The organism is Hymenobacter terrenus (assembly GCF_000972495.1).
Taxonomy (GTDB): Bacteria; Bacteroidota; Bacteroidia; order Cytophagales; family Hymenobacteraceae; genus Hymenobacter; species Hymenobacter terrenus.
Genome location: NZ_LATM01000001.1, coordinates 183750 through 204957, shown reverse-complemented (window position 1 = coordinate 204957; position 21208 = coordinate 183750). Strand labels below are relative to the sequence as shown.

At 62.6% G+C, this 21208-nt stretch carries 15 protein-coding genes; 9 read left to right on the top strand and 6 right to left on the bottom strand.

The window, feature by feature from the left end; genetic code table 11:
- Positions 1–55: 55 nt before the first annotated feature.
- On the top strand, positions 56–2044 hold the full coding sequence (locus WX88_RS00945; protein WP_052732222.1) for an AAA domain-containing protein: 1989 nt from the start codon (positions 56–58) through the stop codon (positions 2042–2044).
- Between the two features lie 592 nt (positions 2045–2636).
- On the top strand, positions 2637–3152 hold the full coding sequence (locus WX88_RS00940; protein ID WP_046242439.1) for an FKBP-type peptidyl-prolyl cis-trans isomerase: 516 nt from the start codon (positions 2637–2639) through the stop codon (positions 3150–3152).
- Between the two features lie 232 nt (positions 3153–3384).
- Here WX88_RS00940 and WX88_RS00935 read toward each other — a convergent pair whose 3' ends face one another.
- Positions 3385–3993, bottom strand: a complete 609-nt coding sequence (locus WX88_RS00935; RefSeq protein ID WP_046242438.1) for an acyl carrier protein phosphodiesterase — start codon at positions 3991–3993, stop codon at positions 3385–3387.
- A 301-nt stretch (positions 3994–4294) separates the two neighbouring features.
- Between WX88_RS00935 and WX88_RS00930 the strand changes: the two genes are divergently transcribed.
- From WX88_RS00930 to WX88_RS00915, 4 genes are all read left to right on the top strand, one after another.
- Complete coding sequence (locus tag WX88_RS00930; protein ID WP_046242437.1) at positions 4295–4804, top strand: pyridoxamine 5'-phosphate oxidase family protein; 510 nt, start codon at positions 4295–4297, stop codon at positions 4802–4804.
- Between the two features lie 199 nt (positions 4805–5003).
- Entirely contained in the window at positions 5004–5711 is a 708-nt protein-coding gene (locus WX88_RS00925) for a DUF3291 domain-containing protein (protein WP_046242436.1), read from the top strand.
- A gap of 470 nt (positions 5712–6181) precedes the next feature.
- Positions 6182–8536 (top strand): TonB-dependent receptor, encoded by a 2355-nt coding sequence (locus WX88_RS00920; RefSeq protein ID WP_231590591.1) that lies wholly within the window; start codon positions 6182–6184, stop codon positions 8534–8536.
- Positions 8537–8568: 32 nt separating this feature from the next.
- Complete coding sequence (locus tag WX88_RS00915; RefSeq protein ID WP_046242435.1) at positions 8569–9471, top strand: DUF4249 domain-containing protein; 903 nt, start codon at positions 8569–8571, stop codon at positions 9469–9471.
- A 65-nt stretch (positions 9472–9536) separates the two neighbouring features.
- On the opposite strand, the gene WX88_RS00910 is transcribed toward WX88_RS00915, so the two are convergent.
- Complete coding sequence (locus WX88_RS00910) at positions 9537–11135, bottom strand: hypothetical protein (protein WP_156175881.1); 1599 nt, start codon at positions 11133–11135, stop codon at positions 9537–9539.
- Positions 11136–11299: 164 nt separating this feature from the next.
- Here WX88_RS00910 and WX88_RS00905 point away from each other — a divergent pair, with 164 nt between their 5' ends.
- Positions 11300–12910 carry a hypothetical protein gene (locus tag WX88_RS00905; protein ID WP_052732221.1) on the top strand — a complete coding sequence of 537 codons (1611 nt, stop codon included), beginning with the start codon at positions 11300–11302 and terminating at the stop codon, positions 12908–12910.
- 80 nt (positions 12911–12990) lie between these two features.
- A complete protein-coding gene (locus WX88_RS00900; protein ID WP_046242433.1) occupies positions 12991–14553 on the top strand; it encodes a hypothetical protein in 1563 nt (520 codons plus the stop codon).
- Between the two features lie 43 nt (positions 14554–14596).
- Here the strand turns inward: WX88_RS00900 and WX88_RS00895 are convergent, their stop codons facing one another.
- The 3 genes from WX88_RS00895 to WX88_RS00885 form a co-directional block, all read right to left on the bottom strand.
- Positions 14597–17155 carry a glycosyl hydrolase family 28-related protein gene (locus WX88_RS00895; RefSeq protein WP_046242432.1) on the bottom strand — a complete coding sequence of 853 codons (2559 nt, stop codon included), beginning with the start codon at positions 17153–17155 and terminating at the stop codon, positions 14597–14599.
- 323 nt (positions 17156–17478) lie between these two features.
- On the bottom strand, positions 17479–18600 hold the full coding sequence (locus tag WX88_RS00890) for a DNA topoisomerase IB (RefSeq protein WP_052732220.1): 1122 nt from the start codon (positions 18598–18600) through the stop codon (positions 17479–17481).
- 393 nt (positions 18601–18993) lie between these two features.
- Positions 18994–19236 (bottom strand): hypothetical protein, encoded by a 243-nt coding sequence (locus WX88_RS00885; protein ID WP_046242431.1) that lies wholly within the window; start codon positions 19234–19236, stop codon positions 18994–18996.
- Positions 19237–19377: 141 nt separating this feature from the next.
- Between WX88_RS00885 and WX88_RS00880 the strand changes: the two genes are divergently transcribed.
- A complete protein-coding gene (locus tag WX88_RS00880; protein ID WP_046242430.1) occupies positions 19378–20481 on the top strand; it encodes an App1 family protein in 1104 nt (367 codons plus the stop codon).
- Positions 20482–20631: 150 nt separating this feature from the next.
- Here WX88_RS00880 and WX88_RS32060 read toward each other — a convergent pair whose 3' ends face one another.
- A complete protein-coding gene (locus tag WX88_RS32060; protein WP_197076630.1) occupies positions 20632–20955 on the bottom strand; it encodes a transposase in 324 nt (107 codons plus the stop codon).
- Positions 20956–21208: the final 253 nt, after the last annotated feature.

Sequence of the window (21208 nt, the reverse complement as noted above, 5' to 3'; positions counted from 1 at the left end):
CACTCATTTTCCGTTTTCGTTGTTACCCAAGCAACGAAATCAATTCATAATTCTTTTGTCAGAAGTATTCACCCCCACCGACCCTTACGCCCTCGAAAAAGAGCTGCGCCACACCCAGGCCCTCATGCAGCTGGAGCAAAAGGAAGACCTGGAACAATTCAAGATTAAGAACGCCAAGGCCAGCATTGCCGAACGGCAACAGCGCGGCCTGACCTGGTACCCCGTCACCATCACCAAAGAAGATATCGGCTTCGGTGGTAAAGTCGTGCTCGAATTGGAGCGGCCCGCCGGCCAGCAGGGCCTCCACCTGTTTCAGGTGGGCAAGAACGCCTCGCTCTTTGGTAATATTCCCGGCCGCTCCGCCACCGACCGGCCCACCCTGAATGGCGTGATTACCAGCGTGCGCCGCAACAAGCTGCTACTGGCCACCACCAAAGAAGACCTGCCCGATTGGGTGACCGAAGGCGGCAAGCTGGGCATCGACCTCACCTTTGATGAGGTGAGCTACCGGGAGATGGATTACGCCTTGGGCAAGGTGATGGGCGCCTACGGCGACCGGCTGGCCGAGCTGCGCGACATTTTGCTGGGGGCCAAAGAAGCCCGCTTCCGCGAGGAAAAGCCCGACGACCTGTTTTATCCCAGCCCGCTGAACGACTCGCAGCTGGCCGCCGTGCGCCACGTGCTGGCGGCCCAGGACGTAGCCATCATCCACGGCCCGCCCGGCACCGGCAAAACCACCACGCTGGTGCAGGTTATTCTGGAAACCATCCGGCGCGAGCGGCGGGTGCTGGTGTGCGCACCCAGCAACACAGCCGTCGATTTGCTCACCGAAAAGCTGGCCGAGCGCGGCGTCAACGTCATTCGGATGGGCAACCCCAGCCGGGTTTCCGACCTGCTCTTGGAACATACCTTGGATGCGCAAGTGATGGCCCACAAGAGCTACAACGAGCTGCGCTCCATGCGCCAGACCGCCGAGCAATACCGCGAAACCGCCAGTAAATACGTGCGCAACTTCGGCTACGAGGAGCAGCAGCAACGCAAAATGCTGAAGGAGGAAGCGCGAATGCTGTTCCAGCAGGCCGACGATTTGGAACGCTACATTACCGAGGATTTGCTGGAATCGGTGCAGGTGATAACCTGCACGCTGGTCGGCGCTTCGAACCGCAACATCCGCCATCTGACCTACGAAACGGTGTTCATCGACGAGGCCGCCCAGGCCCTGGAGCCAGGCTGCTGGATTCCGATTGCCAAGGCCAACCGCGTGGTCCTGGCCGGCGACCACCACCAACTGCCGCCCACGGTGAAGAGCGAAAAAGCCGCCCGCGACGGTCTGCGCGAAACGCTGTTTGAGAAGTGCATCAAGCGCCAGCCGGCCACGGCCCGCATGCTCACGGTGCAGTACCGCATGCACGAGCAAATCATGGAGTTCAGCTCGGAGCAGTTCTACGAGGGCAAGCTCGAAGCTCACAGCACCGTGCGCCACGCCGACCTGGCCGACTACGACCTGCGCTTCGCCCCCGACCTGCCCGTGGAATTCCTCGACACGGCCGGTTTCGGCTTCCAGGAAATCACCATCCCCGAAAGCCGCTCCACGGCCAACCCGGAAGAGGGTGATTTGCTCATCAAGCGCCTCGCGCAGCTGCTGGAACCCTACGACCAGGCCGACCACGAGGAAGACCTGCTCACCATCGGCGTAATTGCTCCCTATCGCGCCCAAATCAACTATTTAAAGGACGCCATTGAGGAAAATGACGAGCTGAGCGGCCTCCTGGCTCACCGCATGCTCAGCGTTGGCACCGTCGATTCGTTCCAGGGCCAGGAGCGCGACATCATCGCCATCTCGCTCACCCGCAGCAACAACCATGGCGAAATCGGCTTCCTATCCGACATCCGCCGCATGAACGTGGGCATGACCCGCGCCCGCCGCAAGCTGCTGCTCGTGGGCGACTCGTCGACGCTGAGCGCTAACCCGTTTTTCAAGGCGCTGTTGGACTATGTGGAGCGCATTGGCGGCTACCGCACGGCGTGGGAGCTGCAGGATTAACCGATTCCCCTCTCCCGTGGAGAGGGGAATCGATTTTGCGCGGCTGTTTAGAAATTCAATAGACTATCCCCCGAGCGTCATGCCGACCCTCATGCCGAGCGCAGCCGAGGCATCTCGCGTGCGGCAGTAATCCAATGGTTCGCTCCGTCAGCTTGCGGTTCAACGATGCGAGCGAGATGCCTCGGCTGCGCTCGGCATGACGATTAGCGAGTTAAAGGAGGCTTTGCTAAATAGCTTCCGCAGAAAAACAGCAGAGCCCGTGGCATAATGCTGCGGGCTCTGCTGTTTTTACTTTAGATAGGTATTCTTGGCTGGGGCAGTCTAGGCCGTTGGTATCGTTCAGCGACGGCGGAAATAGGTTGCGTATGAATTCAATCAGAAAAGGAGAAGTAATTTGATAATCAAGTATCAACTACTCTACGCCGCTGGCATAAAGCGGCTATTTTAACGAGGTTACGACGGCTGGTCGGGCCGTTCCGCAAAAAAGCAGGGCCATAATTCGCCCTTTGCGCGCCATTTGCGTACCTATCTTGCCTGAAATTTTCTTACCACCCACTCCCAACAGCCGGCTTCGGCCGACTGAACCTTCCCTATGGCCGCAATCAGCGACAAAAAAGTTGTCACCATCACCTACGACCTTAGTGTGACCGACGAAAACCAGGAAAAAGTGCTGGTCGAATCCGCCGAAGCCGATTCTCCCATGGTGTTTCTCTTCGGCCACAGTGGCCTGCCCGAGGAATTTGAAGCCCAACTCGATGGCAAAAATCCCGGCGACGAATTCCAGTTTAGCCTCACCCCCGAGCAGGCCTACGGCGACTACGACGAGCAGGCCCTGGTTGAAATTCCCAAGGAAGTTTTCCTCATTGATGGCAAGCTCGATGAGGAAATGCTGCAACCCGGCAACTTCCTACCCATGGCCGACAACGAAGGCAACCACATGCAGGCCAAAGTGGTCAGCATCGGCGACACGGCCGTGCAAATGGACTTCAACCACCCCCTGGCTGGCATGGTGATGCACTTCCAGGGCAAAATTCAGGACGTGCGCGACGCCACCGCCGAGGAGCTGGCCCACGGCCACGCGCACGGCGCAGGCGGCCACCAGCACTAAGCTTTGACGATACCAGGTTTCGTTGCGAAATCTAACCGAACGGTATGTTATACAGAACGTCCTGCTGCGCTTTCACGCAGCAGGACGTTCTTTTTTGGGAAGCTCTTTGCCTTAGCCAGCACGATGTAGAGACGCCATCCTTGGCGTCTCGTCGTCCGCACCGTTCGGATGTCGTCTGAGCGTCATCGTTCAACGAGGAGACGCGAAGGGTCGCGTCTCTACATCGTTCTTCTTAGCAGATGCTTTGGTGCAGAAAATCAGCTACGTATCCCTGAAGTTGCGGGAAGTAGGCCCGAAAATCTTCCTCATAGGCTGTGTAGTTGGCTTGCAGCTCTTCTACCGCCGTCTCCATACCTGAGCCGACTACGGCCCGGCGGCTCAAGCCGTTGAGGGCGCGGGTAATACCATCCAGCCCGGCGTAGCCCAACAGCCAGTTATGCCGCGTCATGTGAGGCAGGAATTGCTGCACGCGTAGGGGCATTTCGGCCTGACGGGCCGTGAGCAAGAAGTATACTCGCTGGGTAAAATCAGGCAGGCTTTCGGCAGAAAAATCGCTAAAGTGGCGGGCCAGGAAATGGTCGAGAAACATGTCGGAAATTACCCCGGCGTACTTGCCGTAGCCGGCCGTGCGCAGGCGCTGGGTGGCGCGCCGCACTACTGGGTGCTGGTCGGTGAAGGTGTCGATGGCGCGGTGCAGGCGAATGCCGGTTTGCACGGCGGGCGGGTAGTTTTCGAGCTGCTTGCCGGGCACCGAATCGGCAATGAAATTACCTAGCAGCACATCGGCGTAGGGAGTTGAATGGGGAGGACCGGATAAGAAGAGGTGAGCTAGAAAATTCATGAAGGCTCTGACGGGTAACAAATGATTAAAAAGACAGCCTTTTATTACCCGATGGGTAGCAATGACAATTAAAGAATATTTAACTACCACTCGGTTGGTAATAATCAAAATAAAGAAATAGCTGATTGACATCAGCGAGGCTGGCTGGTCGGGGACAGCCAGCCTCGCTGATGTCAATCAGGCATGTGATTGCAACCGGAAAGTCCACTGTAAGTCCCGGCTTGGGGAAACAAGTAAGCGACCGGGGCCGTAAACCCCAGACTTTATTTCGTCTCATTCCTTTCCCTAAACACCTACTCCCATGGCCGACCAAGTTGCCGTAAGCCACGACGTAACCAAGCTCGTCGAAAAAATCAAGGACGTCAAAATTGCCATGATGACTACCATCGAGAATGGCAATGAACTGCACTCGCGCCCCATGTATACTTCCGAGCCGGAAGAGGATGGCACGCTCTGGTTCTTCACCGAGCAGGACTCGCAGAAAGTTGACGAAGTGCAGCAAGACCGCCACGTAAACCTGGGCTATGCCGACCCCAGCGCCAACTTGTACGTTGCCATTTCGGGCACGGCCCAGGTCGTTACGGACCGCGCCAAAATCAAGGAACTGTGGAACGAAGGCCTGCGCGGCTGGTTCCCCAAAGGCTCCGACGACCCCAATATTGCCCTGCTCCGGGTCACCATCGACAAAGGCGAATTCTGGGACACCCCCAGTTCCACGCTGCTGCGGGCCTACGCTTATGTGAAAGCCGTGGTGACCGGCGAGCGCGACCAACCCAGCGCCGAGCGGCAGTCGGTTGTCATCCCAAGCTAGACACACGGCGCGACCGGGGAAACCTCACCCCCAACCCCTCTCCCCTGGAGAGGAAAGCTGATGGATTGTATACCAACTGCATAATCGCACTAGATTACTCAACCGCTTGTTTAGAAGCAAAGGCCGGAAGCAATTCCGGCCTTTTTATTGTTGCTAGCAACCCGCGGCCCGGCCAGGCGCCGGCCGCTCATCTTCCCGCATGCCGCATACTACGCTCACCATTTTCACTCTTCGGCCCGGCCAGCAGCGCTGGGGCCTAGCCCAGATGGGCACCTCGCCCGCCCAGCTGCAACGGGTAGCGGGGCTGCGTTTTTATAAGCTGATGGGCAGCGGCGCCAACAACGGCTTCGGTTTCTGGCCCAACCTGCGCCGCTACGGCTTCATGGCCGTGTGGGAAAATGCCGCCGCAGCTGAAGCTTTCTTCGTACAGCACCCGCTGTGGGCTACTTACGAGCAGCACAGCACCGAGCTGTGGTCGGTGCACCTGGCGCCGCTGAAATCGCACGGCCTGTGGGACGGGAAAGCGCCCTTTGAATATGTTTCCGGGCAGGTTGCGGCCCCCGATGCGCCCGTGGCCGTGCTCACCCGCGCCAGCATCAGCTGGCGGAAAACCCGGCGCTTCTGGCAATACGTGGAGCCGACCAGCGCGGCGCTGGGGCAAGCGGTGGGCGTGCGCGCCGCCATTGGCTTGGGCGAACTGCCGATAGTGCGCCAGGCCACGTTCAGCGTGTGGGAATCGGCCCAGGCCATGCAGGAGTATGCCTACCGCGACGCCCGGCACCGGGAAGTCATTGTGCTCACGCGCCGCGAAAAATGGTATGCCGAAGAAATGTTCGCCCGCTTCCAGGTGCTGGCCAGCACCGGCACGCTCGACGGGCGCAACCCCCTAGTGGGGCTGCTAGGTTGATTCAGCGTCTATCGGAAAAAATCAACCTCCCGGAAAAGGCAGGTTATACGGAGCCTGTCAATACATTTGTCTGCTTTGGCTGACCCGTTAAAAAATTGGGAGAGATGCTTCAGTAGGCGGGCTCTACATGACTATTCGGGTATTTTTCGGCCAGACATTCAGGAGATGGTTGAGTTGAATTCGGGCCATGATTTGGCCCGGTATGTTGGTACTTAAGCGAAGTGGCAGGACGGAGGCGTGCTGGAAGAACTGAACGCTTGCTTGCGGGTGGCTTGCCGGGAAGCGCCCCTTCCTCTCAACCTGGCATTGGTTCACGGCCTTTATTCGACGCTTCACGGGATTGGTTCAGCGCTTCACCCTTTTTTACTGGGGCCGACCGCTGCGGAGCTAGTTCTTCGCACCATTTATTCCCTGGCCGGAGGATAGTTAGCCTGCCGCCAGCCCTGTTTAGGTCCGCTCTTCCTTTGCCAATGACTGCTATCTGCTTACCGCGCCTTGCCTTGCTGTTCTCTATGTTGGCCGCGCTGCCGGGGATGGCAGCTTGGGCGCAGGCTCCCACGGCCTATACCCTCAGCGGACAAGTGCGCAGCAGCACCGGCGAGGCCCTGCCCGGCGCAACGGTGGCCGTGCCCGCGCTGGGCCTGGGCGTCGCGGCCGACGCGCAGGGTGCTTTTACGCTCTCGTTGCCAGCGGGCCGGCACCAGGTCCTCGTCCGCTTTATTGGCTACCAGCCCCTGACGCGCGCGTTGACCCTAAGCCGCGACCAGCGCCTGAATCTGGTGCTCCTCGCCGAGGGCAACGAGCTGGATGAAGTGGTGGTGGAAGGTGCCGTCACGCTGCAAGAGAAGCTCCGCAGCACCCAGATGGGCGTTGAAACGCTGACGATTCGGGAGGCCAAGCTGCTGCCGGCGCTGTTTGGGGAAGTCGACATTCTGAAAACCTTGCAGCTCAAGCCTGGAGTGCAAAATGGGGGCGAGGGCACCAGCGGCCTGTTCGTGCGCGGCGGCTCGTCCGACCAAAACCTAGTGCTACTCGACAACGCGCTGGTGTACAACCCCAATCACTTGTTCGGGCTGTTTTCGGTGTTTAATTCGGATGCCGTGCAGAGCGTGGACTTGTACAAGTCAGGGTTTCCGGCCCAGTTCGGCGGCCGGCTCTCCTCGGTGGTAGATGTAAAGCTGCGGGCGGGCTCCCGGGAAAAAATCGGCGTGACGGGCGGCATCGGCCTGATTTCTTCGCGCCTTACCGTGGAGGGGCCCCTGGCCAACCACAAGGGCTCGTTCATCGTGTCGGGGCGCCGTACCTATTTCGATATTTTCACCCGCGCCCTCAACCAGCGCAACGAGGGCGTCGAAGACTACCAGCCTATTCCAAGCTACTTTTTCTACGACCTCAACGCCAAGGCCAACTACCGCCTCGGCGAGAAAGACGAGCTGTTTGCCTCCGCCTACCTGGGCCGCGACGACTTCTCGTTCCAAAGCCTCAGTAGCTTCAATTTTGACTTTGCGTGGGGCAATACTCTCGGCGTGGTGCGCTGGCAGCACACCTTCAGCCCTAAGCTGCTCCTGAACACCTCGGCGGCGGTAACTGACTATAAATACACGCTGGGCAACCGTCTCGACCAATTTAGCTTCGACCTTGGCTCGGCCATTCGCGACTACACTGGCCGCGTGGACCTGGACTGGCTGCCAACCGACCGGCACACCCTGAAGCTGGGTGCCGCCTTCACCGAGCACCGCTTTGGCGTGGGCCGCCTCCAGGCCAGCGCGCAGGACAACCGCTTCAACTTCGGAGCCGACGTGCGCTACAGTGGCCAGGAAATTGGCCTCTACGCGTCCGACAACTTCAAGGTCAACGACAAGTGGCAGCTGGAAGGCGGCCTGCGGCTGTCGGGCTTCCAGAGCGGCTCGGAGCAGTACGGGGGCGTGGAGCCTCGCGCCGCCGCCCGCTACTCCCTCAACGACCGAACCTCGCTCAAGCTCAACTACGCGCTGATGTACCAGTACGTGCACCTGGTCACGAACTCGGGGGCCACGCTGCCCACCGATATCTGGTATCCCTCGCGGCTGAGTGTGAAGCCGCAACGCTCGCAGCAGGTGAGCGCCGGGGCCAGCTTCTTGCTGGGCGGCGGCAAGTACCTGCTCACCAATGAGGCGTACTACAAATGGGGCCAGAACCAAGTGGATTTTCGGGACGGGGCCCAGCTGTTCGTCAACGCCGAGCTGGACGGAGAGTTCCTCTTCGGCCGCGGCTGGAGCTACGGCAATGAGCTGTACCTGGAAAAGAAAACCGGCCGCACCACCGGCTGGATTGGCTACACCCTGGCCTGGGCCTGGCGCAACTTTCAGCCCCAGCGCGGCACTACGGGCATCAACCGCGGCACCGACTACTCGCCCAGCTACGACCGCCGCCACAGCCTGACGGCCGTGGTCATCCACCAGCTCTCGCCGCGCCTCAACGTGACGGCCAGCCTGGTGTATTCGAGCGGGGCCCCCACCACCCTGCCGCTGGGCCGCTTTGCCTTCCAAGATGTGGCCAGTTCCGAGCAGGAGGTCGTGCCGGTGTACCCCGACCGCAACACCTACCGCCTGATTCCCTACCATCGCCTCGACCTGGGCGTGGTGTGGAAGCTCAAGCCCAATCGGCTGTTTCGCGACTCCGACCTCACCTTCAGCGTGTACAACGCCTACAACCGCCGCAATGCGTACTTCATTTTCTTCGATACGGTGAAGGACAAGGCCAGCGGGCAGATTATCGACTACCGGGCCCAACAGGTGTCGCTGTTTCCCACCATTCCCTCGGTCACTTACAATTTTCATTTTTGATAGCGCGGCTGGTCCGCTCCCACTTTCCCGCCATGAAGCACCTTCATCACCAAAGCACTGCCCGCCCAGCCCTGACTAGGGCCCTGCTGCTGCTGGCCGGCCTGCTGGCGCTGCCGGGCTGCGATTCGCTGCAAAATGACATCGACGTGCCCCTGCCCAACTACCCGCCGGAACTGGTAGTGGAGTGCTACCTCGAAGACGGGCAGGTGCCCAGCTTGGCCGTCACGGAGTCGGTGCCATACCTCAGCAATGGGCAGACCGCGCCCGCTGGTAGCACGGCCCTGGCCTTGCCGGACGGCCAGCGCGTACTGCTGCCCACCGATGTGCGCGTGACCCTGGTGCTGCCCGATGGCAGCCGCCGCGACCTCCCCTTTCGGCCGGGAGTGAACCCGCTCACCAAACGCTTGTTCACCCACCAGGGTGGGGCGCCCATCGTGGCGCAGCCAGGCGCCACGTTTGCCCTGGAGGTACGCGACCAGCGCGGCCGCACCGTAACGGGCACGGCCACCGTGCCGGCCCGCGTACTCATCGACTCGGTCGAGACGAAGTTTAACGACTTGTCGGGCGCCGAGCGTAAAGCCTTTATGCTAACTAATTTTCGCGACCCGCCCGGCGTGGGCGATGCCTACCGGCTGCTGCTGCGCGAGGCCAAGCTCGGCAAGGCCGAAATCGATTACACGGTCCAGGACCGCCTCAACGACGGGCAACCCTTTACGCTGGGCAGCAGCTTTCGCTTCCTGCCGGGCGATACGGTTACCAGTATTCTCTACCACCTGGACCCGGCGTATTATCAGTTTCGCTCGTCGGTGAATGAGGCCGTGGGGGCCAACGGTAACCCCTTCGCGCAGCCTTCGGCCATTCGCAGCACGGTGCAGGGCGGCCTGGGCGTGTTCACGGTGCTGAGCTACGACAGCCTGCAAGTGGTTGTCCGTTAGCATCGTTCTCAGGTTTACTATGGCGGTAAAGATGCTTTGCCGTCAGCCCCCTACCATTCTCCTTTCTAATCCCGCAGGTTGTACCGCTGCATCCACCCGAGGCAGTTAGCCGTCTCCTCCGGGCGGGGGTCGGCCTCGACGGTGATGCCGGGCGGATGCGGGCGGGCCTCCTCACCGGTCCCGGCATACCAGGTAACATCGCCTCGGGCGGCGCTGGCCAGCACTTGGTCGCGGCCCGCGCCATCGTAGAGGTGCACAGCGATGCCCGCTGGCAGGCGGTCGCGCAGCTCGAAAATATCCTCGCCCGCTAAGCCGTACAGGTCCAGCCGGCGCGTTTCCTTTTGGTCGTACACCCGCTCCGCCACCAGGCTATCGGCTTTGGCCACCCGCCGGGCTAGCAACTGCACCCGCAGGCGGCCGGGCCCCGCGCCACTGATGAGGAACCGCTCGGCTTGGTCAGTGCCAACCAGCCAGGCTTCCTGGGCCAACAGCTCATAGTAGCGCTGGGCCACGGCCGGCAGCTGTTCGCGGCGTTCCCGCAGCTTGGGCGCCAGGCTGGCCGCAATGGCCGCCCGCGTTTCGGGTGGCCCGGCGGTGAGGGCCTGGGCAATGGCACCGTCCGTCAGCCGGCGCCGCAAGGAGTCCGCTTCCTGGCGGAAATCCTCGGCGCTGAGTGTGCCCAGCAAGGTCCGGTCGAGGGCCCGGGCCGTGGTGGTGAGGCCAGCCACGGCCCCGGGCTTGATGCGGGCGTGGAAGCTGCTGTACTTGGGCACGAACCAGGAAACCAAACGAGTCAGCACGCCGTCGTCGAACAGGAAAAATGCCTGGTCACGGTCGCGCGGAATGGGCCGGTACGTGACGCGGCCGGACTCCGGAAAGCTGGCCCAGCGCCATTGGTCCTCGCGGCGGCTCCAGTCGCCGAGCCAGATGTCGAGCAGCCGGGCGCGCAGGTAGGTGCGGGCCACCACCTGGGCAGTGGGCCGGCGGCGGATGTCGTTGAGCATGCGGGCCGTGTTCACCACGGCGCGCGAATGGCCGAAGCTGGCCACGCCGCGCTGGTTGCCCTCGGGCCGCTCTTCGAGCAGGTACAGCGCATGGGCATAGCGCGCCCGGAACTGGCCTAAGCCCGGGTCATCGGCCAGGTACACGAGGCGGGGATTAGTGTGATACACGCCGGCGGCCTCGGCTAGTGGCGCGGCCACATAGGCGCCGTAAGGCAGCGCCACACTGGTTTGGTCCTTCATCAGCCCGCCCAGCAGCTGGCGCCACCAGCCGGCGGGCAGGGCTGTGCTGGCGTCCTTGTCCACGGAGCGCAGCACAAACTGGCGGCCTTCGGCGGTGAACAGGCGCAGGGTACGGCTCTGGTAGCTGCCGCCGGCTTGCAGCGGGGTGAGGCCGCCGGGGAGCGCCGTGGCCAGGCGCAGCACCGGCGCGGTGACCGGCGTGGCCCACAAATCCCGGTAGTGCTTCCCCCAAAAGAACCGCCACACGGCCCCCCGGGCATACTGGGGCCCAGCCGCCACGCGGACCGTGGCAGAGTCAGCAGCCCACTTTGGGGCGACGAAGCCGGTCGGTTGGGGGCTGCCACAGCTGGTCGCTAGCAGGGCCAGCGGGCACCACACGCCACGGGCAAATGATGCGGTAGAAAAGAAAGACCCGGACATAGGCAGCAATATCTCCACGGTTCCTGTGCTGGTCGGCGGGCCCGTAAAGTTGGAGCTTAGCGACCGTATAGCGCAAACCCGGGCAGCACGGTTGTGCCGCCGCGGCCGACCTTTGCAGCGGAGTTGCCTTAGCTGACTCGCCCACGCTTCCCTCCTTTCCCGGAATGCCTCCCCCTTTTATTCGCCTTTTCATTCCCCGACTGTTTTGCTTGCTGCTGCTCGGGCTGGCCAGCAGCAGCTGCGCCCGTCGGCATTATTTTCAGCCTGACGCCCGCGTTGGGCCCGGCAGCACAAAGCCCCTGGCCGCAACTGCCGACACGGTTCGCACCACGGCCGGCCGCCACTACAACCGCCATTCGGGGCTTTACCGCTTCTTGCTGGGTAGCCACTACCGCCGTGTATGGGCTACGCCGGTGGTGGTACCAGTGCTGCGCTTAGCCACGGCCGCCCCCGGCGGTCTGAAGCCGGGCAAGCTCGGCGGCGGCTACCAGAGCATCAGCATGACCCTGCACGGGGCCGAAGGCCGCGAATATGCCCTGCGAGGCCTCGACAAAGAGCCCAGTAAAACCCTGCCCCGGGTGCTGCGGGGCACATTTTTATTAAATGCGGTGCGCGATGCTACTTCGGCGGCCATCCCGTATGGTGCCCTCACGGTGCCACCGCTGGCCCGGGCGGCGGGCGTGCCCCACGCCCGCCCGCGCCTGGTGTACGTGCGGGCCGATGAAACCGGCCTGGGGGAGGCCTCCGAGCGGTTTCGGGGCAAAGTGGCGTTGCTCGAAGAGAAGTACGAAGCGCTGGCTTCGCGCACGCCTGATCTGGCCGGGGCCGCTGCTTTTTTGGACGGGGAAGACATGCTGAAAAACGTGTACACCTACCCTGCTCACCACATCGACCAGCCGGCTTTTTTGCGGGCGCGCCTGCTCGATGTGTGGCTCGGCGACTGGGACCGGCACGAGGGCCAGTGGAACTGGGCCGAATTTAAAGAGCCCGCCGGCCGGGTGCGCTACCAAAGCATTCCCAAGGACCGGGACCAGGTTTATTTCCGGTTTGACGACGGGGTGGTGCCCTGGCTGGCCGCCCGGCCGTTCATCGCTCCCAAGTTTCACACCTTCAAACCTACGTACGGCTACATGCCCGGCCTCGTGTTCCAGGCCCGGTTCATCGACCAGCGCGGCCTGTCGCAGATGACCCGCGCCGACTTTCGCCGCCTGGCCCTCGACCTGCAGCGCCGCCTGCCCGACACGCTCATCGACCGGGCCATGCGCCGCCTGCCGCCCGCCGTATTTGTCCTGGAAGGCGAGCGCATCGGCGCCGCGCTCAAGGCCCGGCGTCAGGCGCTGCCCCGGGCCGCCGAGGACTTTTACCTGACCCTGGCCCGCAAGCCCACCCTCGGCGGCACCGCCCAACCCGAGCGGGTGGTGGTGCGCCGCTACCCGGATTCTACCACCGTACACATCTTTTCTCCCATCTTGAGCCAACTCAGCCCTGGCGATTCGCTGCGGTTTCGACGCACCTATTACACCACCGAAACCCGCCGGATAAGCCTGGATGGCCTGGGCGGCAACGACGTTTTTGAAGTGACCACCACCGGCGCGGGCCAGCCCATTGCCCTGCGACTCTACGGCGGCGCGGGCCGCGACCAGTTGCACTTGCGGGGCCGCCCCCGGCGCCTCAAGGTCTTCGACGAAGCTTCTGACATGACGGCCGCCGGCGCCATCCACCCCCACCGGCCCAACAAGAACCGCCGTGGCTACGACCGACTTAATGACGACTGACTGCGGCGGGGGTAATGCCTGCCAGCCTTTTTCGGCCGGCTCCCGTTGAAGGCCCGACCGTGTTGTCGTAATTTGCCCTGATGCCGTTTCGCTTACCTATTTCTTTTCTGATAGTTGTCGCCTTAGCTGGGCTGCTGGGCACTGGCTGCGTCCGCAAGCAGTTCTTCCAACCCGACGCCCGGCCCGACAGTGTGCGGAGCCAGCCCCTTCCAGCCTCCGCCGACAGTGTGCGGGGCGCCACCGCTGGCCGGCAATATGCCCGCCACGGCAAGCTGTACGGCGCGCTGGTGGGCCAGCACCACCGCCGCACCTGGGGGGCTCCCGTCACCGTGCCCGTGCTGCAGCTAGCAACGGCCCAGCCCGGCGGCCTGCGGCCTGGCAAAATTGGCGGCGGCTTCAACAGCACCAGCCTCGGTCTGACGGCCACTGGTGGCCCGGGCTACGTGCTGCGCACCGTTGACAAAGACCCCCGGCGGGCTACGCCGCGCTGGCTGCGGGGTACATTCCTGGTAAATGTGCTGCGCGATAATGTGTCGGCCACCAATCCATACGCCGCCCTGGCTGTCCCGCCGTTGGCCCAAGCCGTCGGGGTACCCTTCACCTCGCCCCGCCTGTTTTACGTGCGCCCCGACGACCCTGCTTTTCAGCGGGACTCGCTGCGCTTGTTTCGCGGGCAGTTGGCGCTGCTCGAAGAAAAAGCAGCCGTGCCAGTGGGTCGACCGGGCTTGAAGCGGGCCGCCGTAGTGGGTAGCGACGTTGTTTTTGCGGCTCTGTTTGCCAGCCTCAACAACCGCCTCGACCAGCCGGCCCTGCTGCAAGCACGCCTGCTCGATGGCTGGCTGGGCGACTGGGACCGCCACCCCGGCCAGTGGAACTGGACCGTGAACAAGCAAGCCCAAGCCGGTATAACCAGCTACTATCCCCTGCCGAAAGACCGCGACATGGTCTTTTACCGCCTCGACGATGGCGCCCTGGGCTGGTTCATAGGCCACGTGGCGCTGCCCCACTGGGCCACGTTTGGCCCACGCTTCGGCAAAGCTGCCCACCTGTTGTCTTCGGGCAAATACCTTGATGTGCGGGGGTTGAATAGCCTCACGCGGGCCCAATTTCAGGCGGCGGCCCTGGCCATGCAGCAGCGCCTGCCCGATTCCCTTATCAGCCGGGCCGTACGGCGGCTACCACCGGCGGCCTTCGCGCTGGAAGGCCCGCGCCTCATCGCGGCGCTCCAGGCCCGGCGGGCGGCACTGCCCCGGTTTGCCACCGACTTTTACCAGCTCCTGGCCCGAAATCCCAGACTGGGCGGCACGGCCCAGGCCGAGCGGTTCGAGGTACACCGCTACGCCGACTCTACCGTCGTCGCCATTTACCCCGCCAAAACTGCGGCCAACGACGCGGCCCCGCCCCCCTACCGCCGCACCTTTTTCCCCGGTGAAACCCGGGTTATTCAGCTGGAAGGCCTGGGTGGCGAGGACGTATTCGTAGTAACGGAGCACGCCGCCAAACCAGTCGGGCTGCCCAGGCTCCGCCTCTACGGTGGCCCCGGCACCGACGAATTCAGCAAGCCCCAAAACAGCAAGGGCCTCCGTTTTTCCCAAGACAGTGCCCCCGCCAAGCAGGCCTACGACCAGCTTCCGAAGGAGTAAGCATGGTCGAGGATGGGGGTTATGCCTACAATCACCATTCACCTCACTGGGCACTTTTTTCAAACTTGTACACGCGCCACTGCGCGGCTTGTCTTAAGCGGAGAAAGTATACGCCTGGTGGCAGCGCCCGCACATCCAGCGTACCGCCGGGCTGCAGTTCCCCCTTCAGCACGAGGCGGCCCAGCAGGTCTGTGAGCTGCACCGGCGTGCCGGCCCCCGCCCCGGCCACCGCGAGTACGTTGGCAGCGGGGTTGGGGAAGATGGTGGGTAGGGCGCCGAGTACTGCACCCGCCGTGGGCAGTACCGCCGCAATCCCACCTTGTATGGCCAGGCCTACCGTGCCGCCGTGTATTGCCAGGCGGTAGGCGCGCACATCGGTAAGGCCGGCGGCCAGCGGCGGCGGCACCGAGGGCAACGCCCGCTCGGCACGCAACTGGGTCAGGGCTTGCCGCAATTCAACGTCGGTAACGGTGCCCACATTGGGGGCGGCCTGCACCCCCGAGGCCGGGTTGTACCACTTACTTTGCAGCAGCGCTGCCGGGGCCGCCCGAGCATTGTTCGTGAAAAAGTTTTGCTGCGCGATTTGCAGGCAGCCCGCCAGCAGCCGGGCCGCCGCCGTGGCGCCAGACTGCACTACCAGCGAGCCATCTATTTCTCCGCACCAGAACGCGGCCGTGCCCCGAAAACCGGCCTCGACGTTGATGCCTACCGCCGCGGGGTTGGTCGGCGGCAGGTTGGGGCCGGGCCGTCCCAGCGCCGCCCGGAAGCCGTTGAGCGTGAAGGTACCCGCACCCGTGAGGTTGACGAAGGTGGGCGGGGCTCCCTCATACCACACGTCTTCGGCCAGCAAGTAGCCGCCGGCCGCCACATCGTAGCTGTAGGTGTTGTTGCTCGATGCCCCGCCGAAGAGCAGGCAACGCCCGGTGGGCCCACCGCCCGCCGGACCGTCGACGCGCACGCCCCGGCCACTGTCGGCATGGCCGAAGTTGTGCAGCTCGACACGCGCCGCCTGCAAGCCGTTCGCGTGCAATCCGTACTGCTCGCCCGATACTTCGGCTTGCTCTAAAAACACGCGCCCGCCGGTTTGGTCGGCGTTTTCGATGAGCAGGCCGGTAGTGCCGGGGGCGTACACTTCGAGGTCGCGCAGGGTGGCCCGGCTCGGCCCGGCCAGACGCAGCACGGGCTGCCCGGCCGGGCCGGTCCAGCTCAGGCGCGTGCCACTTTCGAGCCCATCACCCACGAGCTGCACGTCGCTCCCGGCCGGTACCACCAGCGTGGCGGCCACGTCGTGGGTGCCGGCAGCCAGGTGCACCACCGGCCGCTGCCCGCCGTGCTGGGTAGTAGCCTGGTTGAGGGCGGCTTGGATGGCCGCGCCGGTAGCCGTGGCAGGTAGCTCGTACACGGTGCGGGCCACGGCGGGCGGCGGGCCGGGTGGTGTGGGCACCACGGGGCTCACGGCGCCGCGGGCCACGGTTTGGTTATCGAGTAAGTAGGCCCGGCCGTTGGCGGCAATCGGGTTAGCTACAGTGAAGGTGTTGCCCACGGCAATGAGGTCGGCGGGCGGGCTGGTGGTCATGGCCACGGCCGGGGCGGTCTGGCCGGCCCGGCTGCGCACCACGTTGTCGAGCAAGAGCAGCGGCCCGGAGTTTTCCATCTGGATGGGCGTGTCCAGAGCGTCGAGTACCACGTTGTTTTGCAGCGTCACCTGCGCGCTGTTGTTGCCGATGAACTTCGAAACGAAAAACGCCCGCGACCCTTCCGAATAGTTGTTGCGCAGGGAGAAGTAGCTCGTGTTCTGAATCACCACGTCGGCCACGGTCGAGCGCCGAAATACGGCGTTGTACACGTGAAAGCCACCGGCCCCACCCCAGTTGCTGGCCCCAAGGCCGCAGTCTTCGAAAGTGCAGTCCCAAAGCCACCAGTCGAGGGCGTTGAAGCTGCCAATGAAAAAGCCGACGTTTAAACAGCGCAAAAACTTGCAGCGTAGCACAGCCGCCTCGGCGTCGCCGAAGTGCGGCTGGCCCACCGTCAGCCCGACGCTCATGTTCTGGAATACCAGGTCGGCGTACTCGTTTTGGGTCACGTACTGGCCGGTGCTGCCGTTCCAGAAGTCGAACAGGCCCGTCACGCGGGTGCCGCCCCCCTCGAAGGTTATGCGGCCGTAGCGCGAGTGGCGCACGCCGCTACAGGTCAGCATCACGGCCTGCGGGTCGTCGGGCCCGCCCCACACGAGCACAGTGGTGGCGGGGTCTTGCCCCAGCAGGTTCACGTTGGCCTTGGCCGTGAGGGTGAGCCCCCGCGTGAGGCGGTAGCGCCCGGCCGGCAAGTACAATGTATGCACACCGCCGGTGCCGGCCGCGTTCAGCGCATTTTGCAGGGCTTGGGTATCGTCGGCCACGCCGTCGCCCACGGCGCCGTAGACGGTTTTTATGTTGGTCCAGTTGGCAAATGGCCCCACGAATTCCTCGGTAGCTGGCGTGCTCTGGGCCCAACCTGGCTGCCCCGCCAGCATCATCCCTACCGCCAAGGCCAGGGCAGCCAGCTGCCGCCACTCGCCCAGCACCCGGCCCCAGACGGCCACAATAAGCGTAAAGTGCTTCATAGATTAAGAATAGAGCTGAGACAAAGGAGAAAACTAAAGTTAGCACCGTATCAGGGTTGGAGTAGTGTAGCGCGAACGTTGGAGTTCGCGGCCCCGCGCCGTTAAAGCCGTTTAGGTGTCGTGCGGGGGCGCAAAACTTGACAACGAGTCGCGACGAGCCCCACCCAAACTCATTCCATTCAATAAATCGGCGGAATTAACAATTACCATGTGCGTCAGGCGGTGGTCGCTGGTAGGGACTGATGGTCTCTGTTTTAACCGGCTTGGTTCCTTCGTACAAGTTCGCCCGAGGTTGAATAAGGACCCCTAAAAGCCAAACGACATCAAGCTTGCTCCAGCATCTGGAGCACCAGCCGCTCCATGGGCGAAAGCCAGTCGCCTGGCTTGGCTTCGGCGTCGTGCTTGCGGAGGTATTCAATGAGCTGCCCCGATTTGAACAGCTCCACCACCTGCGGGTGGATGTAGTATTTTGAGCACACCGTGGGCGTATTGCCTAAGCCGGTGGCTACGTCTTTCACGGCTTTTTTCACCACTTTTTCGGGCGCTAGCTCGGGCTCGTCGTGAAGTACGGCTTCCAGGCAGGACACCATTTTTACGGTGCCGCCCCAGGTGCGAAAATCCTTGGCCGAAAGCGCCAAGCCGGTATGGCGGTGCAGGTACTCGTTCACATCCCCCGATTCGAGCGCATGGCGCTGGCCGTCGGCCGAATAATACTGGAACAGGTGCTGGCCGGGAATCTCCTTGCACTTGCGCACCAGCCGGGCCAGGCGGGCGTCGTGCAGCGTCACGTCGTGCGGCACGCCTTTCTTGCCCACGAACACAAAATTGACGTCGGCCCCATCAATGGACACGTGCTGGTCCTTCAGGGTGGTCAAGCCGTAGCTGGGCTTGGACTTGCCGCCCTTCTTCGCGTATTCTTTGTTACCGACGCGGATGAAGGACTGGTCCATGAGCGTGAGCACCAGGGCCACCACTTTTTCGCGGTCCAGGGCGGGGCGCTTCAGGTCTTTGTTCAGCTGCTCGCGCAGGGGGCCCAGCTTTTCGCCGAAGGTGCGCAGGCGCGAAAACTTGGTCAGGCTGCGCATTTCGTCCCAGGCCGGGTGGTAGCGGTACTGTTTGCGGCCCAGCGCGTCGTGGCCCGTCACCTGCAGGTGGGTGTTGGCCGAGGGCGAAATCCAGACGTCCGTCCAGGCCGGGGGAATCACGAAGCTGTTGATGCGCTCCAGCGTTTTCGGGTCCGTGATTTTCTGGCCCTGGGCGTCGTGGTAGGTGAAATTGCCGCTCCGGGTGGGTTTGCGCGTAATGCCGGGCCCCTGGTCGGTGGCGTAGCGCAGGCCGGCCATCTGCGCCTGGCGGGCGGGGTCTTTATACACGATGTGCGCCTCCTCTTGCGGAAGCAGCGTTTTCTTACGGGTTTTTGGGCGGGGCGCGGTGGCGGTGGACATTGAAGGCGGGAATAGTTGCGTCTTTCTACGTTGGCCCGGTCCAAACGTCGGTGCGGCAACTAATTTTTAGTATACATTGTATATTTGACCTGGGAGCGGAACGTTTCGGACGCTTGAGGGGGGGACTGGTTTAGCTTGCTAAACCTTGTTGCATTTCCCGCCGCTCATTAAAAAGGCTAGTTACTTAGGTGGCTAGCCTTTTTTTGTACATTGTTTTCAGCGACAGTTGCTGCTTCCGTCGTCCAGTTCGAACGCTCAGTATAACCGTGGTTAATTCGTTGCTGTGGGCCCATTGAAAACGCAAGCAGCGGGTTTCTCCTGGATTCTGACCGGCATCTTCGATATAATCAGGACGCGTCAGCCATTGAGCCAGCATCAATACATCGGCATTCCCTATGGGTAGCTGACCGCGCAACGCTTCGGTGTTTCGTCGCCGTGCTGCCAGAAAACGTGAAGAATACTGCTGTGGTCAATCGTGATGCGAAAGTCCAAAGTTTCTGTCTGAATGGCTTCTCGAATAGCTTGGGCCATTGCCGCATCTACATTTCCGATTGTATGCACCCCTTTACCGAGAAGGCCAGGTGTAAGCAACGCATAGTCTAGTAATTCTTCAATCTTATAAAATTGTTGGTGCATAAGCGCAAAGCGAAGGGTAAAAGGTGACTACAGGTACAGGTAGGCGGTTGAACGCCCCTGCCATGGCCGCCGTTATTCGTCACTTTCCATTTTGCAACCTCTTTCCTTCCCCCTCTCCCGGCTCAGCCGTAGGTTTGCCCTATGAAGCTGCTTGACGCCCTTTCCTCTCTCACCGAATGGACCGACCACCTCCTCACCCGCACCTCGGCACGCCGGGGCTGGCTGCGGCCGCTGCAGCTCGATGCCTACCGCAGCTACGGCACGGCCAGCAAGTTCTACATCAAAGGGCGCCTGCTGGCTGACCGCGGCCTCGCTCCCCAAACCGCGGCCGACTCCCGCTGGCGCAATTTCCGCAGCATGCTGCGGCGCTTCAATAGCCGCGAGGTAGCCGCCGCCGACCTCGTAGCCGAGCTGCCCGACGGCAGCCAGCACCTCGTCACGACCGACGACGAAGGCTATTTCACCCTCATCATCGAGCCCCAGGCACTGCCCGAGCCAGTGGCCTACCTTTGGTACCCGATACCCGTGCGCGTGGCGCGGCTGCCGCCGCCCTTCCAGGCGCCGCTACCGGTAGTGCAGGCCGCGGCCAAAGTGCTGGTGCCCCCACCCAGCGCCGAATTTGGCATCATCAGCGACCTCGACGACACGGTGTTCGAAACTGTGGCCACCAACGTGCTGAAAATGCTGGCCCGCACCTTCTTCAGCAACGCCCATTCGAAGCTGCCCTTCGTGGGCGTGGCCGAGTTTTACCAGCGCCTCCAGCGCGGCCGCACCGGCCAGCCCGACAACCCGTTTTTCTACGTCAGCAGCAGCCCCTGGAATTTGTACGACGTGCTCGATGAGTTTCTGGGCATCCACAAAATGCCGCCCGGCCCGCTCCTGCTCCGCGATTTGACCATTGCCCGCCCCAAAACCACGCCCCCGCCGGGCGTCACGGGCGCGGCGGCCATCCATTTCGGCCACAAGCTGCACGAAATCGACGACCTGCTCGCCACCTACCCCCACCTCCCCTTCGTGCTGCTCGGCGACAGCGGCCAGGAAGACGCCCGCATCTACCGCGAAGTGGTGCGCCGCCACCCCGGCCGCATCCGCGCCATCTACATCCGCGACGTGCAGGTGCCCGCCCGCGCCCTGCTCGTCGGCCCCATTATCGAGGAGCTCCAAGTAGCCGGCGTGCCCATGCTGCTGGTGCCCGACTACGCCACGGCCGCAGCCCACGCGGCCGAGCTGGGGCTGGTGGTGTAGAGAAGCGACCCATCACGTTTCCCAATTGTAACGATGCTCGCACGACTGTAGAGACGCGACCCATCGCGTCTCGGCGTCCGCGCCGTCCGCAAGTCGTTCGATGAAAATCGTTCAACGCCGAGACGCGATGGGTCGCGTCTCTACAATTATTTAGCGGTACAGGCCCTCACCGTTGTCCCACTCCTTTTCCCAGCGGCTGGGATTGGTGAGAATGTAGTCCCGAATACGGCGCAATTCGTCGTCGGACCGCACGATGCGGTCATGAAAACGGGGCTGCCAGTTGAACTCCAGTGCATGAACACGGGCAAAGGTGGTGACCCCAGACTTGAATCCGCGCAGCACTGAGGCCAAGTTCTGCCGTTGCGGGCCGAATTGATTTTCATAGGACAACGGCGGTCCCACCGGCTCGTTTTTATCGAATAAGAGGATGCCATGCACATGGTCAGGCATGAGCACAAAGGCATCTAGCGTCACGAACGGGGAAAGTTCGGGTATGCTGGCCCAGCCCGCAAGCACCCGCTGCCCTAAACCCGTGGGCTCTACAAAAGCCGCCTCCCACCCGGTAGCCGGCACCTCCACCGTCCCGAAGCAAGGCTGCCGAGCACTAGCACATATCGTAACAAAGTAAGCCCCGCTTTGCCCATAATCATACCCCGGCAGCCGCGCCGAGTCCACTCGATACCTATCACGAAACAAGTCAGGCTCCGTCATCAGCCAGCAGAACAAT

Bases quoted from the DNA above. Each gene is read 5' to 3' on its own strand.
- WX88_RS00940 (WP_046242439.1), top strand. From the start codon at position 2,637: ATGGCCGCAATCAGCGACAAAAAAGTTGTCACCATCACCTACGACCTT.
- WX88_RS00935 (WP_046242438.1), bottom strand. From the start codon at position 3,993: ATGAATTTTCTAGCTCACCTCTTCTTATCCGGTCCTCCCCATTCAACT.
- WX88_RS00930 (WP_046242437.1), top strand. From the start codon at position 4,295: ATGGCCGACCAAGTTGCCGTAAGCCACGACGTAACCAAGCTCGTCGAA.
- WX88_RS00925 (WP_046242436.1), top strand. From the start codon at position 5,004: ATGCCGCATACTACGCTCACCATTTTCACTCTTCGGCCCGGCCAGCAG.
- WX88_RS00920 (WP_231590591.1), top strand. From the start codon at position 6,182: ATGACTGCTATCTGCTTACCGCGCCTTGCCTTGCTGTTCTCTATGTTG.
- WX88_RS00915 (WP_046242435.1), top strand. From the start codon at position 8,569: ATGAAGCACCTTCATCACCAAAGCACTGCCCGCCCAGCCCTGACTAGG.
- WX88_RS00910 (WP_156175881.1), bottom strand. From the start codon at position 11,135: ATGTCCGGGTCTTTCTTTTCTACCGCATCATTTGCCCGTGGCGTGTGG.
- WX88_RS00905 (WP_052732221.1), top strand. From the start codon at position 11,300: ATGCCTCCCCCTTTTATTCGCCTTTTCATTCCCCGACTGTTTTGCTTG.
- WX88_RS00900 (WP_046242433.1), top strand. From the start codon at position 12,991: ATGCCGTTTCGCTTACCTATTTCTTTTCTGATAGTTGTCGCCTTAGCT.
- WX88_RS00895 (WP_046242432.1), bottom strand. From the start codon at position 17,155: ATGAAGCACTTTACGCTTATTGTGGCCGTCTGGGGCCGGGTGCTGGGC.
- WX88_RS00890 (WP_052732220.1), bottom strand. From the start codon at position 18,600: ATGTCCACCGCCACCGCGCCCCGCCCAAAAACCCGTAAGAAAACGCTG.
- WX88_RS00885 (WP_046242431.1), bottom strand. From the start codon at position 19,236: ATGCACCAACAATTTTATAAGATTGAAGAATTACTAGACTATGCGTTG.
- WX88_RS00880 (WP_046242430.1), top strand. From the start codon at position 19,378: ATGAAGCTGCTTGACGCCCTTTCCTCTCTCACCGAATGGACCGACCAC.